The sequence below is a fragment of the Alicyclobacillus sp. ALC3 genome, from assembly GCF_028751195.1.
Classification (GTDB): Bacteria; Bacillota; Bacilli; order Alicyclobacillales; family Alicyclobacillaceae; genus Alicyclobacillus_L.
Genome location: NZ_CP066784.1, coordinates 3486776 through 3501762, shown reverse-complemented (window position 1 = coordinate 3501762; position 14987 = coordinate 3486776). Strand labels below are relative to the sequence as shown.

Below are 14987 nucleotides of genomic sequence, written 5' to 3'. Positions count from 1 at the left end.
ACCGGCTGACGAGCTCATGGACACAAGACCACTTTACCCCACGTCTTGCGTGTCGCAATCTGGCTGAGCGTTTGCGGCAGTTGGCCCAGTGGCGCCTGTGTGTAAATGAGCGGGTCGATGTTCCCGGTCTGATAGAGTTTCATTAGTTCATCGTGAATCGCGTGGACGCCGTTTGGCATCAGTTTACTGAACAACCCCCAGTGCACACCGACCACTGAGTAGTTTTTGAGGAGGATGTGATTCGTCGGTGCGTCTGCAATGCGACCGCCTGCAAAGCCGATAACGAGCAGCCGCCCCCCGAACGAGATACACTTGCGGCTGTTGTCAAACACGTCGCCACCGACCGGGTCGAAAATCACGTCCGCACCGCGGTTGCCGGTCTGTGCTTTCACGATGTCAATGAAATTCTCGACTGTGTAGTCAATCGCGACGTCTGCCCCCAAGTCCCTGCAAACGTGGACTTTCTCCTCCCCACCAGCGGTCGCAATTACGCGCGCGCCCGCCGCTTTGCCAAGCTGAATCGCCGCAGACCCAACTCCCCCTGCTCCGGCATGGACGAGGAGAACCTCGCCTCGCTGCAGCTTTGCGCAGTAGTGCAAAGCGTAGTAGGCCGTTTGGTAGGTAATGAACATCCCAGCGGCCGAGGTGAACGGAAGTTCCTCCGGGATCGGAAACACAACCTGCTCTGGCACCACGACAAATTCACAAAAACCGCCGTGTGGCAACTGCGGCATGGCCATCACGCGTTGACCGACGGAGAGCTTTACGCCCTCGCCGACAGCGGTAACCATGCCAGCCACCTCGGCACCAGGCGTAAACGGCAACGGGGGGCGCTCCTGGTATTTACCCTGGCAAAGGAGGATATCAAAGAAGTTCGCCGCAGCTGCCTTAACTTCGACCACCGCCTGCCCTCGTTGAGCACTCGGCACGGGCACCTCAGCGAGGCGCAGCGCTTCGCTCGGTTCTCCCAGTTCTTGTACGAGCCACGCTTTCATCTATCCACCTCCGTCGTGAAACTCAGCGGACTTTCGCGACAATCCCGTTATGAGCCTTAATGGTCCCATGCCGTAGGATATTGAAGCCGTTCTCATGCAGGTACAGGCCCATCTGTTGCACCGTCATCAACTCGCGGTAGGTGTAGTTCATCCACTCGGCGAGGACGTGGTAAAACATGCGTGATCGCCACTGTAGACGCGGCGTTGTCAAAATGGCGTAACCGCCCGGTTTCAGGAACTTGCGGTGCCAATCGATCGCCTCTTTCTTGTACTCATCTGGGAAGTGTTCAATCAGCCCGACGCTGACGACCACATCAAACTCCTGGCCAAAGTCGAGGTTGCGAATATCATCTACGACAAATGAGATATTCATCTGATCCCGATACCACACCTTCGCAGCGCCAGTTGCTGGATTTGTCCCGACAAACGGGTAGTGCTCGGGGAACTTGCCAAAGCGGTCGGTGCGACAAAAGTCGTCGTAGTCCACCAGCACGGCCTCGCCGCCCGGGTACATGGAATACATCTGCATAGCCTCGTAACCGTCAGCGGCGCCGAGGAACAGGACTCGCGGCTTGTGCAGGTCGAGGCCGCGAAACAGCGCACGCTTTCCGCGTGGGTCCCAAATTGCGTCTTCCGCGCGGTGCGCCATGTTCCAGATTGTCAGCTCTTCGAGTTCACCGAGCATGTGCCGGGCTGCGCCCCAGTGCAGCGTGCCGACATTCTTAACCAACTTCCCAAACGCTTCCTGCCGCTCCTGCGGCACATTCTTCATAAACAGCGCGTGGAACGAACGGTTGAACATCTCCCACGAGGTGTGTACCGGCAGCGTATCGCCGTGTTGTTCTTCCCACCGTCGTTTTCCCCCAGCGTAATTGACGACACGAAACGGTTTCCCAACCTGTCTCCACGAGAGGGTCGACCAGTCCTTGACGATGTTGTCGTCGATGAAGGCATCGAGCGTTTCCGGATTGGGATTGCGCAGGTCCATCCGGTAGTTAGCGTAGAGCTTGGTCTCCCCAAGGTTGGACTCATCGAAGGGATGTGCAGCACTCGCATCTGCCACATGCGCCACATTCCCGAGTTGTACCGGTGCGACATCAATCGCGGAATCAGCTGGAGGTGCGAGCTCTGCACGGGTCTGTTGTTGGACTGCGGAGTCTGCCCGCTCCCCTGTACCCTCCTGCAGTTCGAGCTTGCCGGTCGTCTCCGACGGTTTAAACGTCATACTCATCGGCTCCACTCCTTCTCTGACCAGATAGTCTCGCTCACATGCGGCCCACTATAAAGTCCGGAATCAGGTTCCCGAATTCGTCCGATAGTTCCAACTTTACCTCCCAATATACGACGAAAACCCTCCATTCGAACAGGACTGAGTGGAAAATTGTTGACCAATCGGTCGGTTGGCACTCTCATGTGGATGATTATGGTAAGGCAGTGGTGACTGGTAGTGGTGACTGCTATGAAGCTGTCTTACACAAAGGGAGGAATATGAGTGAACGTAAACATGCCAACCCCCGGTTTGGCGGCGATTGGAATCATAGGCATCATTGTCGGCATTATTCTACCGCTAGTCGCCCTTATCCTGTCGATCACTCTCATCGTTGCAATCTTCCAGACTCGAAATGCAACACGCGAAACTGCGCAACGCCTAAACGACATATACAGGTTACTCGTCACTAAGCAGAATTCGGACAAGTAGTCAGGAACGTTGGGAAGGGGAAGGGCAACATTCCAATCTGGTTCGGCCCCGCGTCGGGGGACTGAATTCATATCAGCGACGCTAGTGTCGCTATCGCACTAGTTTTTGTCGCTGGTCCGGTGGACCCGGGTTTGAAGTGTCGAAAATGTCGCTACAGGCCGGGATTTTGCGCTGCAGCGACATTTTTTCCTCTCGCCGTGGTCGCGAAGCTGCCAACATCCATCAGTCGGTTGCGCGAACTGCCCGACAAACGGCGTGTAGTGTTCCAACCGCGCGCGCAAACGCTTTCATTTGACGTTTTTGAAACGTCGCCCACATTGACCGTGGACATCAGCTAAAGATCGACTACACAAGCGATGTCGGGCGTGCTAGAATGTGCTCGTTTCTTGCAGGATTCGGCATAATAAACTGGGGGCGCACAACCGATTGGTCACAACTCTAAAGCGGCTTATCATTGGCCGTCCGCTCAAAACCCGAGAAACGGGTCACGCTCAAATCGGCGTGTTGAAGGGCATGGCGGTCATGACGCCAGACGCTCTGTCTAGTGTGGCCTATGCGACAGACCAGATGGAAATGATCCTCTTGGCTGTCATCGGTGCGGCTAGCGCGAAGTCTTACATCTCAGACGTCCTTGGCTTCTCGATGCTTGGGACCCTCATCATCGTCGCTCTAGCCTTCCTGCTCTACCTGGCTTACCGCGGCATCATTGCACAGTACCCACATGGTGGCGGCGCCTATGCGATTGGTTTGCACGACCTCGGCAAGTACTGGGGGCTGTCAGCGGCGTCCACTCTCATCTTGGGGTATACACTTACCGTCGCTGTGTCTGTCGCTGCAGGCGTTGATGCCATCGGACCTGTGATCCCGTTCATCGGCCATCACAAACTCATTGCCAACGTTGTCCTCACGCTCATCATCATGCTCATCAACCTGCGCGGAACGAGCGAATCCGCCAACGTGTTTGTACCGTTCACGTACATCTTTATCGGCTGCATTTTCCTCCTCGGCGGAACAGCTGTCGTGGAAGCCTTGCGGCATCCAGAAACGGTGCACGTGCCGACGTTGGCAGGCGTGCATGCGGTTCAAGGCATGGGACTGTTCCTGTTCCTGCGCATGTTTGCCAACGGGTGTAGCGCACTCACCGGGATCGAGGCAGTATCTAACTCCGTGCCCGTCTTTAAAGAACCTTCGCCACAGCGTGCCCAGCGTCTGCTGCTGACGCTAGTGGTTACTCTGTCGATGCTCTTCATCATCGTTTCAGGAACCGCAATGTTGCACGGTTTGACGTACAACCCAGATGTGCCGCTGATCAATCAGGAATCCATGCTGCTGTTTGGAACGCACGGGTTAGGCTACATTGTGACCGTCATCATCTCTCTCTCGACGATGGCCATTTTGGGTGTGGCAGCGAATACCGCCTTTACCGGTTGCCCGGCGCTGTGGTCTTCGATGGCGCGAGACGGATTCATGCCGCGCTGGCTTTTGCACAAGGGAGACCGCCTCGTCTACAGCAACGGCATCTTGTTCCTGACCTTTATCTCGCTGATGCTCACCCTCGTCTTTGACGGCAAAGTCAGCGCCCTGATGCCGCTGTATGGAGTCTCCGTGTTCTATACGTTTAGCGTGTCTCAGCTCGGGATGGTCGTTCGCGCGGTCCGTGCACACAAGAGTGGATGGCTGTCGAAGGCAATCGGCAGCGCCAGCGGTTTCACCCTGACAGCCGCAGCCTGCGCGATTTTCGGCATCACGCGCTTTACAAGCGGCGCTTGGCTGGTCGTTGTCTGCGTTCCGTTGATGGTCTTGATGTTCAGCAAAATCCAGCATCACTATGCGGAACTGAAGGAAGACTTGAGATACGACTTCGCGCGACCACTCGAACTCGAACGCGACACGATTACACTTGTCCCCATCGCTTCCGTCAACAAGTCGTCGGTCCATGCGCTAGAATATGCGCTGGCCAATTTCAAGAACGTGGTCGCTGTCTCCGTCATTGCCAACAACAGTCCAGAAGAAGCGGAGCGAAAGGAACACAAGTTGCGTGAAGAATGGGGGCGTTTGAACTCAGGCGCCAGGTTGGTCGTGATTCACTCTCAGTACCGGTCCGTGGCGAGACGCTTACAGCGGTTCGTCGACCTCGAACTTGACCGTTATGAACCGGAAGACATCACTGTCGTTGTGCCGCAGTTCATCACCAGGAAGTGGTGGCACAAGCTGTTGCACAACAAGACCGGCAGTCTCTTGATGGCAACACTGGTACTGAACAAGTCTGTGACCGTGTTGACCGTCCCCTACCGCCTGAAGCGCTAGCCGCGTTCGGCACAGAGACTGACAAACCACGGACAACAGGGGCTGTACCTGGCGATGCGTCACCCGCCTGTTCGGTACAGCCCCTGCGTTTCGCCGAACGGGCGCAACAGCACGCTATCCTCAGGCTTTAGCCGCTTGGATGTCGAGCGTAATCTGTACCTGGTCAGCGACGAGTACGCCACCGGTCTCCAGTGCTTGGTTCCATCTCAGGCCGTATTCGCTGCGGCTGATTGCGCCATGTACCTCAAAACCAACCTTCTCGTTGCCCCATGGGTCTTTCCCACTGCCTTCGTACGTCACCGTGAACGTCTCAGGTTGGGTCGTGCCGCGGATTGTCATATCTCCCGTGATCACGTACTCGCCCGGACTCTTCTTCTCAATCTTCGTCGCCTTAAAGGTCATTTTCGGATGGTGCTCGACGTCAAAAAAGTCCGCAGAACGCAAGTGGTTGTCGCGGTCGTTGTTGCGCGTATCGACACTGTTGACAGCCACGGTAAACTCAATTGTCGCGTCTGTCAGGTCCTCTGGGTTCGCATCAATCGTAGCCTCAAAGTCGTGGAACGTTCCCTTCACTTTAGACACCATCATGTGGCGAATTGCGAAGTCAATACTGCTGTGCGCCGTGTCCACAGCCCACTTTGTCTTCGTCATTGACGCTTCAGCCATGCTCGTTCCTCCTTGTCGGCCAATCCTCGGAGAAAGTATGGCTAGACATCCATTTTTTATGCGCCGGACAAAAGGTTTGATTGACACCCTGCGAGCGAAGCGCACAATGGAGTTGCAAGTCTCTGTTGGGGGGGATAGATTGTGAACGTTTACGACTTCACCGTGGAAACGGCGAACGGCGACGAGCAGCCGCTGCGTCTCTATGAAGGTCAGACCCTGCTCATCGTCAACACAGCCAGCAAGTGCGGGTTTACACCTCAGTACAAAGGATTGCAGGAGCTCTACGAGCGGTTTTCCGAGCGACAGTTCACGGTACTTGGCTTCCCGTGTAATCAGTTTGCCAAGCAGGAACCCGGCAGTAACGACGACATCCAGACGTTTTGTGACGTGAACTACGGCGTCACGTTTCCCGTATTCGCCAAGGTCGACGTGAACGGGGCGTCCGCACATCCGCTCTATCAATTTCTCACAAAGGCAGCGCCCGGTGTGCTTGGGTCCAATCGAGTCAAATGGAACTTCACGAAGTTCCTGGTCGACCGAAGCGGCCAGGTCGTCAAACGCTACGCCCCAAAGACGACACCTGACGCCATCGCGGCAGACATCGAAGCCCTGCTATAGACCGCTGAGCTAAAACTGCGCCTCGGTCGGATACCCGCGTTGCTCCCAATAGCCAGTGATTGGCGTGAGGCTGAATTCGACGCGGCTTACCCACTTAATCGACTTGTAGCCGTACATCTTTGGAACAACGAGGCGCAGTGGGTGCCCTTGCTGTACTGGCAAGGGCACGCCGTTCAACTTGTACGCCAAGAGCACTGTCGGGTCGAGCGCCTCGCTCAGTTTCAGACACTCCGTGTACGCTCCATCGAACGAGTAGAAGCGCACGTATTTCACGTTCGGATGGGGCTGTACGCGCTTCACGAGTTCCGCCAAGTGCACCCCGTCCCACTCCACATTTGCCACACTCCAGCCGGTTACGCACTGGAAGTTCACAGTCTCCTGATATGATGGAATCGCATTGACGTCGGACCAAGTCAGTGTCGTCGGGTGCGCAACCGCACCGTCCACGCGCAGTCGATAGTCGGGCAACTGGACAGTCGGGTAGCCGCCTGTCACGGTGTAATAAGCGGCGAAATCGCCCGTTGTGGTGGCTCCGTTCCCGCCAGCGGAACCTGCGATTGGTCCCGCTTGGAAGAGCCGAATGAGGGCAGTGCCGGGATCGACAATCGTAAAAAATGCAGTGCCCAGCACCCCAAGACCGAGATACCGTGCAAAGCGGCGCCTGTCGACGTCGACCTGACCAGCAACGCTGTTGGCCCGTGGGCGCAGACTGAACGTTTTGTAGAACGCGTGGATAATGATATAGCCGGCGAGCACGTAGGACAGGTCGCCGTGCCAACTGAAACTAGCGCTGCGCCAACGCGCAGGAAACCAGGCAACGCGCCACAGGAGCAGTCCCGTCAGGACAATTCCACCGCCAAACACCAGCGGAAACCACCAGTCCAGGCGCCACAGTCGTTTCGTCGCCGGGACGACCTGCAACAGCGGTACAATGAGCGTCACACCAAACACAATCCCAAGCAGAATGTGCACGTCATAGATGAACGGTAAGTAGGGAATGAGCGGCGTGTGCAACCCAGGTACATACAACAGAATGCCCGTAACGAGGAGTAGCACAAACGACACAATCGTATAGTGATGCAGCCAGACTAGGGCTTTCGGCCACTTGCCGTGCTTAAACCAACGCATGCAGTTCCCCCCCACCCACTTTCATTATACGTGCCTGCGCGTGCGACCTCACACGCGACTTCCCTGTTTTTTCACGATTCAGTGACGGCGCACGGAAATCGTGCCACAACGTGGCGGCAATCCGGTATGATCAGACACAATCAAGTCTCTTATTTCGCGGGACAGGTTCTGAAAGGAGACGGTTTGTTGAGTATCGCAGAGGACTTAGCCGCAATCTTGCGAACAGACCAAGTGTCGACAGGCGCATCTGTACTCGAACAACACAGTCGCGATGAGTCCTACCACCGCCCAGTCAAGCCCGACTGTGTGGTGTTTCCGGAGAGTACCCAAGATGTGCAAGGAGTGTTGCGCTACGCGCATGCGCGCGGCGTTGCGGTCGTCCCGTACGCCGTCGGCAGCAGTTTAGAAGGACATGCGGTGCCGGTGAAAGCCGGCATCAGCATGGATATGATGCGCATGAACCGCGTGCTTGAGGTGCGTCAAGACGACTTCCTCGTGCGCGTGCAACCAGGCGTCACAAAGGAACAGGTCAACGCTGCACTGCGTCGGCACGGATTGTTTTTCCCGGTCGATCCCGGCGCCGATGCGTCCCTTGGCGGCATGGCAGCGACAAACGCCAGCGGCACCACCACTGTGCGTTACGGCGCCATGAAGGAGAACGTCCGCGCACTTGAAGTCGTGACCGCTGACGGGCGAGTTATTCACACCGGATCGCTCGCAGCCAAGTCCTCGTCGGGATACAACCTGACTGCACTGTTTGTCGGGTCAGAAGGAACCCTCGGCGTGATGACGGAGTTGTGGCTACGAGTGTTCGGGATTCCAGAGAAGACGATTGCCGCACGCATTACGTTTCCCGACGCAGCAAGCACGGTCCGGGCGTCTACAGCGATGATTGGTGCAGGCATACGCGTCGCGAGGCTGGAGTTTGTCGACCCGGTGATGATGGAAGCGATCAACCATTTTAAGCACACGAACTACCCGGAGCGCCCAACCTTGTTCCTCGAGTTCCATGGCAGTGACCAGGGTGCGCAGGAAGACGCAGAACTCGCGATGGAAATCGCGCGTGAAGAGGGCGGAACAGACATCGTGATCGAGTCAGACGAAAAGGCCCGCCACACCCTGTGGGACGCGCGCCACAGTGCAGCGTGGGCGATTAAAGCGCGCCACCCAGGCAAAGAGCACATGTCGACAGACGTCTGCGTGCCCATTTCTTTGTTGCCGGATGCTGTCGCGCACGCGCGACGCGTTCTCGAGGAAGAAGATGCGGTTGGCGGTATCGTCGGGCACGTCGGGGACGGTAATTTTCACGCGAGCCTCATTGTTGACCCAAGTGATGAAACCGACCTCGCAAAGGCTTACCGCGTCAATGAGCGCATTGTCCTGCACGCCCTAGAACAAGGTGGCACCTGCACAGGCGAACACGGCGTTGGCCTTGGCAAGCGTAAGTACCAGCGCAACGAGCACGGGCCCGCTCTCGATTTCATGCAGGCGATTAAGCAAGCGTTCGATCCCGCTGACATCATGAACCCAGGCAAACTAGTGGATGGTCTGTAGGAGTAGCAACCGAGGCGGCGACGTGGCGTTGCACGGTGCCGCCCCCTCGCTGCAATTACGCCGTCGCGTTAAACAGGACGCGACCTTGTACGGAAGTCTTGTATAGTTGGCTAAACTCGCCGCGAACGATGTACTGTAGCGCAGCGAGGAATTCTTCCGCCACACCTTCAATGAATGGGTTCGGCAGCAGATACCCGCCGTCCGCCGTCACGTACGTCAACTCGCTGTCGCCGAAAAACCGCGTGTCGTCGCGATGACTCCACAGCATCACGAAATCGCCTTCAAGTCCTAACGTCTGGTGCCCCCACGTAGACATTGCTGCGCATACGCCGTTTGCTTCGTCCTGGGTATAGCCACGCTCCCACATCCGCGTATCATAACTGCCAACTTGCATGAACTTTACAAATGCCACTGCCACTGATTCCGGCATCCTCGCTACCCCCTCCCGTCTCACCATAGCTTAGCAGAACACGGTCAAAGTCTGCGACACAATAGACCTCGCGGCCAGGCGCTTAAGAATTGACAGAATTCGTCGCCTTCGCTATCATGGGCGTATCGAAATGACCGAATTACGATTTTGGTCATCTGGTCAGTGGCGCTCTGAAAGAAGGAGTAGTCAGCCTTGGATGGAAAACGCCAACAAGCTATCGTCGATGCAGCAAAGAAATCACTGGCTCTGTTCGGCTACAAGGGCACGACGATGGACCAAGTCGCCAAGATGGCGAATGTATCCAAAGGGTCGATCTACAACTTTTTCGCCAGCAAGGAAGACCTGTTCGCCGTGATTGTCGAGGACATGGTCAAAGAACTCGAGTCTGTGTTACACGCGTCTGTGCAAAATGGGCAGCCCGTGTTCACCAGTCTGCACCACGTGATGTCTGAGGTACTGCAGTTTCGCCAGGAGCACGAACTGCTCGCAAAGCTCTACCATGAGATGCACGAGCTTGGTACCGCGGCAGCCAACGATGCAATCCGGCACATCGATGACAGGGTTCTCTCGTTTATCGAACGCTTGATCCGTCATGCTGTGCAACAAGACCAACTCAAACCGTGTGACCCCGAAATCACTGCGTTTTTGTTCATGAAGTTCTACATCGCGCTGGTGTCCGAGTGGAGCGAGCGGCACGAACCGCTCGACAACGAAACGATTTCGCACTTGTTTCAGTTCTATTTTGTCAAAGGGCTGGGTATCTCTCCGTAGCGATTGCGCAGACGAACGAGCCACATGCGACGCAAAACTTCCTTGAAGGGGGGACTGCCGGGCAAACGGTCGGCGTAAAGTTAACGGAGCCGGATCCGCAGCCCACTTCAAGTGTACCTGTCCATCTGCCGGCCACACCGTGACGAACCAAACCACCGGCGGAATTGCAGCACCACCGGCGCGCATTCGCGCCCCTATCAGCACAGGCGCAGACAGCGCCAAAACCGAGGAGGTCATGTACCATGCCGTCCACCAAAGAGATCTTTGCGCACATCGATGAAGCTCTGAAAGCTGATCCTTCCCGTGTCGAAGGATTCGACTGCGTGTACCAGTTCACGCTGACCGGTGACGACCCAGGCACGTATCAGGTCATCTTGAAGTCGGGACAGGTGAGCGCTGTAGAAGGAGAGCAAGAGACTCCGCAGTGCACGATTGGAATGGACTCCGCCGACTACAAGGAAATGATCGCTGGCAACCTCAACGGGACACAGGCCTTCATGAGCGGCAAACTGCGCGTCACTGGCGATATTGGTCTCGCAATGCGCTTGGAGTCGGTCCTCAGCGCGTACAGCGGCTAATCCCAGCGACGGGCTGCATCGCAGGGGGGTGTCAGCCATCGACCGGACGGTCGGTCTGTCCCCCCGACGGTGCGGCGTGTGGTTGGAGATGAGGGGAGGCTTCGCTAGTGAATCTCACCGAACTGCCGATTGAAAATATACAAATGTTCGGTACCTACACAAACCTCATCTACGAAGACCGAGCGTACACGAACACCGAATGTGAAGAACAAGCTTCAAAGCTCGCACACTACCTGCAGGGTATCGGCGTGTCCCACGGCGACCGTGTCATCGTCACAATGCCAAACCGCCCCGAAGCCCTCTGGTCGTACAGCGCCATCGCCAAGGCAGGCGCAGTCACCGTCCCTGTCATGCCGCTCTTGCAAGCCTCTGAGCTGCGGTTTATCGCAGAAGACTGCACTCCGAAAGCGATTATTACGGCCAATTTGCTGTTCTCCAAGGTGCAGGAAGCTGTCCGCGACCTGCAGCCAGTCCCGCTCATTCTCTGCGTGGACGCAGTCGGGGACGACGCCCTGGACGTTCACCTCGCACAGTACCCGGCCACGCCGCCCACTGCAAGAATCCACGACGACGACACCTGCGTAATCCTCTACACATCCGGTACTACTGGTCGTCCAAAAGGCGTTGTCCTGTCGCACAGAAACCTCTACTCGAACGCGAAGGCTGCAGCGGATGTGGCGCGCGGATTTGCGGAGCAAACTGACCTTGCCCGCGTCGGGCTAGTCGTCCTGCCTCTGTCGCACGCCTTTGGTTTTACCATGCTGCAGAGCAGTTACTTCAGCGGTGACAAAAGTGTGTTGCTCCCGTTCTTTGACCCAAAACTCGTGTTCACCGCAATTGAAAAGTACAAAGTAACTCACTTCAGCGGAGTGCCGGCGATGTTTCACGCCATGCTGCACCATCCAGACGCCGACAAGTACGACTTGTCCTCGCTCTCCCTCTGCATTTCGGGCTCTGCTCCGATGGCAGCACGCACGATTGAAGAGTTCGCAGCCAAGTTTAACTGCCCCATCTACGAAGGCTATGGACTCTCTGAAGCTGCCCCCGTCGTGACAGCACCCCGCGCAGATGACGTGTTGAGACCCGGTTCAGTCGGACGGCCGCTGCCTGGCGTCGACGTGCGCGTCGTTGACGCCAGCGACAAGCCGCTTCCAACAGGAGAAGTGGGTGAACTCGTCGTGCGCGGCCCAAACATCACAAAGGGGTATCACAACCTGCCTGACGAGTCAGCGAAGGTGTTGAAGGACGGCTGGCTGTACACCGGTGACATGGCGCGTATCGATGACGATGGTTACGTGTTCATTGTCGAGCGGAAAAAGGACGTGATCATTCGCGGCGGTTTCAACATCTATCCGCGCGACCTCGAAGACCTCTTGCTCAGCCACGAAGCCGTCTCTGAAGTCGCGGTGTTTGGTGTTCCATCAGAAGCGATGGGCGAAGAAGTGGTGGCCTACGTGGTCAAGCGACCAAAAACCGAAGTAACAGAAGAGGAACTCGTCGCGTACTGTCAGGAAAAGTTGGCCAAGTACAAGACCCCCCGCTACATCAAAATTGTCTCCAATGTACCAAAAAACCTGGTCGGCAAAATTGACAAAAAGCTGCTCCGCGAGCAGGCGCAAAAGGATGTGAAACTATCGTGATCTCGTTTCGACCGACTGAAGAAGAGAAGCAGTTCATGGACGTCGCGAGCGACTTTGCGATGGAGATCCGCGCAGCCGCACGAGACTGTGAAGAGGCAGGTCGGCCCAGTGACACGCTGGTTAAAAAAGCGGAAGAACTCGGATTTACTGTGATGGAACTGCCTGAATCCGCAGATGGCCTGGAACTGCCGCTCGTGTCCCAAGCGCAGATATTAGAGTCCCTCTGTTTTGGCGATCTCGGCGTCGTCCAAGGCTTCCCTGGACCAGCAGACGCAGACTCGCTTCTGCGCACGGCTGCAGCCGCTGGTCTCGACAAGCTAGGGACAGGATTTGGCACCGCTCCTAGCGCATTCGTTGATGCCCTGCAGGGCCAGTCACTGCCGAAGGAGACGCTGCGCCTCGAAACCGCAAACGGAGGTTACCGCTTGTTCGGCACCTCCCGCCCCGCTCGCGGGGTGCAGTTCGCACAGCGCCTGTTTGTCGCAGTCGCAGACGACGCTGGTCAACAGGCTGTTGTCGTGCTCAATCAGCCCGGCGACGGCAGCACAGCGTGGCGCGTCGTAGAAGGCGACATTCGACTCGGCCTCCTCACGGCTGGCGTAGCGCGCGTGGCCTTTGAAGACGTGGAAATCCCCGATGAAGCCGTCGTTGCGATTGGGGATTCGGCCGCCCAGTGGTTGACAGCGGCGCGAGCGCGCATCCAGGTGTTGCAGGCGGCCAGGTCTGTGGGCGCCATGCAAGCCGCAGTCGACTACGTCACGATGTACACCGCCGGGCGCAAAGCGTTCGGCCAAGCCATCGCGAAGTTCCAAGGTGTCTCCTTCACAGTCGCGGACATGGCCATCGAGACGGCAGCCGCGCGTAACCTCGTTCTCTACGCAGCGGCGCAAATCGACGCCGGAGAAGATGGTGGCGCACAGTCTGCCCGCCTTGCGGCGGCCAGAGCGAGCCGGTCCCTGCGCTTCGTCACCAGCAACGGTGTTCAACTGCTCGGCGGTCACGGCTTTGTCCAGGACTACCCGGTCGAGAAATGGATGCGTGACGGACAAGCCCAAGCTGTCCTGTACGGCCGCGAGACAGAACGACTGATTGAGTACGGCGAGGTACTGCTTGGGAAAGGCGGTGCATCTGCGTGATTGAATTCAAACTCACACCTGCCCAGAAGCAGATGAAAGACCTCACGCACTGGTTCGCTGCGAATGAGATGCGACCAATCTCGATGCTCTCCGACAAGCTTGGCAAGGTGCCCGATGAGTGGCTCGACAAGGTCAACAAGATGGGGATCACGCTTGCTTCCGGCGGCGGCATGGGCGGCTCTGGGTCGGGGGCAACATCGCAATCGGGCTCATCTGGCACGAAGCAGGACGACGCGGAGGTCGACCCGGAAGTGAAGCGCCAGACCAACCGCACGACCGTGATTGCGGCGGAAGAAGTCGGCTGGGGCGACCCGGCGATTGCGCTCACATTGCCCGGTCCGGGCCTCGGCGGACCCCCGGTTCAAGGCAGCGGTACCCCGGAGCAGAAGCAGCGCTTTCTGTCCATTTTCACGAAGGACAAACCGCGCTGGGGTGCTTACGCGCTGACTGAACCGGAAGCCGGCTCTGACGTGTCCAACATCCGTACGACCGCGAAGAAAGTAGACGGCGGCTATGTGCTGAACGGCCAGAAAATCTTCATCACGAACGGCGGCCGCGCCTCGTGGGTCGTTGTCTTCGCGACGGTCGACCGCAGCGCAGGCCGCGCCGGACACCGCGCGTTTGTGGTGGAACAGGGAACGCCTGGCTTTCGCTGCAGTCGCCTCGCGCACAAAATGGGCATGCGCGCGTCCGAGACTGCTGAATTGGTATTCGAGGACTGCTTCGTACCGGACGCGAACCTACTTGGCGGCGAAGAGTACTACGCGAAGCGCGCCGAGGGCAAGAGCGGGTTCCAGGTCGCCATGGCCACATTTGACAACACGCGCCCTGTGGTAGCTGCAATGGCCACCGGCATTGCGCAGGCAGCATACGACTACACACTGGAGTTTGTGCGCAAGGAGTACCCGAAATCTGGGCGACTGTATCAGATGGCGTGCGAGAAGCTCGCCGATATGGAACAGACCATCCAAGCGGGCCGGCTACTGACCTGGGAAGCGGCGTGGAAGGCGGACATTGGTCAGCCAAACTCGAAAGAGGCCGCCATGTGCAAAGCGTACGCCGGTAAGAACGCACTCGAAGTGTGCGAGACATGCCTCGAGCTGCTCGGGCCGAGCGGGATGGACGGGCACATTGTCGAGAAACTGTACCGCGATGTCAAGGTGTACGACATCTTCGAAGGCACCAATCAGGTGCAGCACCTGATTGTCGCACGCCGCCTGTACGACGCCTTCGAGTTGCGGATCTAATCGGAGTCGCAGCCAGAGCTTGCGCAAGAATCACGCCTGTAGCGACATTTTCGACACTTCAGCGGCCGCGGCAGGCCCATGGTCGGTCGATTAACGACGCCTGCGTCGCTACCGCACGGGGTTGGTGGGGTTGCGGCCATCGCGAACGGAAAAAATGTCGCTACAGCGCAAGAATCACGCCTGTAGCGACATTTTCGACACTTCAGCGGCCGCGACAG

At 57.4% G+C, this 14987-nt stretch carries 14 protein-coding genes; 9 read left to right on the top strand and 5 right to left on the bottom strand.

The annotated features are described in order from the left end of the window. Nucleotides 1-14 precede the first annotated feature (14 nt). Both JC200_RS16080 and JC200_RS16075 read right to left on the bottom strand, forming a co-directional pair. Nucleotides 15-995, bottom strand: a complete 981-nt coding sequence (locus tag JC200_RS16080; RefSeq protein ID WP_274432698.1) for an NADPH:quinone oxidoreductase family protein — start codon at nucleotides 993-995, stop codon at nucleotides 15-17. A gap of 22 nt (nucleotides 996-1017) precedes the next feature. Further along, the gene (locus tag JC200_RS16075; RefSeq protein WP_274432697.1) at nucleotides 1018-2226 is read right to left on the bottom strand and encodes a class I SAM-dependent methyltransferase; all 1209 of its coding nucleotides are present in this window, start codon (nucleotides 2224-2226) and stop codon (nucleotides 1018-1020) included. 261 nt (nucleotides 2227-2487) lie between these two features. Between JC200_RS16075 and JC200_RS16070 the strand changes: the two genes are divergently transcribed. Together JC200_RS16070 and JC200_RS16065 are read left to right on the top strand one after the other, a co-directional pair. After that, entirely contained in the window at nucleotides 2488-2694 is a 207-nt protein-coding gene (locus JC200_RS16070; RefSeq protein ID WP_274432696.1) for a hypothetical protein, read from the top strand. 426 nt (nucleotides 2695-3120) lie between these two features. After that, entirely contained in the window at nucleotides 3121-5001 is a 1881-nt protein-coding gene (locus JC200_RS16065) for an APC family permease (RefSeq protein ID WP_274432695.1), read from the top strand. A gap of 120 nt (nucleotides 5002-5121) precedes the next feature. On the opposite strand, the gene JC200_RS16060 is transcribed toward JC200_RS16065, so the two are convergent. Further along, a complete protein-coding gene (locus JC200_RS16060) occupies nucleotides 5122-5652 on the bottom strand; it encodes a YceI family protein (protein WP_274436573.1) in 531 nt (176 codons plus the stop codon). A gap of 156 nt (nucleotides 5653-5808) precedes the next feature. Here JC200_RS16060 and JC200_RS16055 point away from each other — a divergent pair, with 156 nt between their 5' ends. Then, nucleotides 5809-6285 carry a glutathione peroxidase gene (locus JC200_RS16055; RefSeq protein WP_274432694.1) on the top strand — a complete coding sequence of 159 codons (477 nt, stop codon included), beginning with the start codon at nucleotides 5809-5811 and terminating at the stop codon, nucleotides 6283-6285. Nucleotides 6286-6294: 9 nt separating this feature from the next. On the opposite strand, the gene JC200_RS16050 is transcribed toward JC200_RS16055, so the two are convergent. Then, nucleotides 6295-7413 carry a molybdopterin-dependent oxidoreductase gene (locus tag JC200_RS16050; protein WP_274432693.1) on the bottom strand — a complete coding sequence of 373 codons (1119 nt, stop codon included), beginning with the start codon at nucleotides 7411-7413 and terminating at the stop codon, nucleotides 6295-6297. A gap of 186 nt (nucleotides 7414-7599) precedes the next feature. Between JC200_RS16050 and JC200_RS16045 the strand changes: the two genes are divergently transcribed. Beyond that, a complete protein-coding gene (locus JC200_RS16045; RefSeq protein WP_274432692.1) occupies nucleotides 7600-8967 on the top strand; it encodes an FAD-binding oxidoreductase in 1368 nt (455 codons plus the stop codon). A 55-nt stretch (nucleotides 8968-9022) separates the two neighbouring features. Here JC200_RS16045 and JC200_RS16040 read toward each other — a convergent pair whose 3' ends face one another. Beyond that, the gene (locus tag JC200_RS16040; RefSeq protein WP_274432691.1) at nucleotides 9023-9397 is read right to left on the bottom strand and encodes a hypothetical protein; all 375 of its coding nucleotides are present in this window, start codon (nucleotides 9395-9397) and stop codon (nucleotides 9023-9025) included. 192 nt (nucleotides 9398-9589) lie between these two features. On the opposite strand from JC200_RS16040, the gene JC200_RS16035 reads away from it, so the two are divergent. From JC200_RS16035 to JC200_RS16015, 5 genes are all read left to right on the top strand, one after another. Further along, nucleotides 9590-10168 (top strand): TetR/AcrR family transcriptional regulator, encoded by a 579-nt coding sequence (locus tag JC200_RS16035; protein WP_274432690.1) that lies wholly within the window; start codon nucleotides 9590-9592, stop codon nucleotides 10166-10168. Nucleotides 10169-10410: 242 nt separating this feature from the next. Further along, nucleotides 10411-10746, top strand: coding sequence for an SCP2 sterol-binding domain-containing protein (locus JC200_RS16030; RefSeq protein ID WP_274432689.1), 336 nt, complete (start codon nucleotides 10411-10413; stop codon nucleotides 10744-10746). 107 nt (nucleotides 10747-10853) lie between these two features. After that, nucleotides 10854-12386, top strand: a complete 1533-nt coding sequence (locus JC200_RS16025) for a class I adenylate-forming enzyme family protein (RefSeq protein ID WP_274432688.1) — start codon at nucleotides 10854-10856, stop codon at nucleotides 12384-12386. Beyond that, a complete protein-coding gene (locus tag JC200_RS16020) occupies nucleotides 12383-13522 on the top strand; it encodes an acyl-CoA dehydrogenase family protein (RefSeq protein WP_274432687.1) in 1140 nt (379 codons plus the stop codon). The genes JC200_RS16025 and JC200_RS16020 overlap by 4 nt, the downstream gene beginning before the upstream one ends. Then, nucleotides 13519-14769: an acyl-CoA dehydrogenase family protein gene (locus JC200_RS16015; RefSeq protein ID WP_274432686.1), complete on the top strand. Its 1251-nt coding sequence runs from the start codon at nucleotides 13519-13521 to the stop codon at nucleotides 14767-14769. The genes JC200_RS16020 and JC200_RS16015 overlap by 4 nt, the downstream gene beginning before the upstream one ends. The last annotated feature ends 218 nt before the right edge of the window (nucleotides 14770-14987 follow it).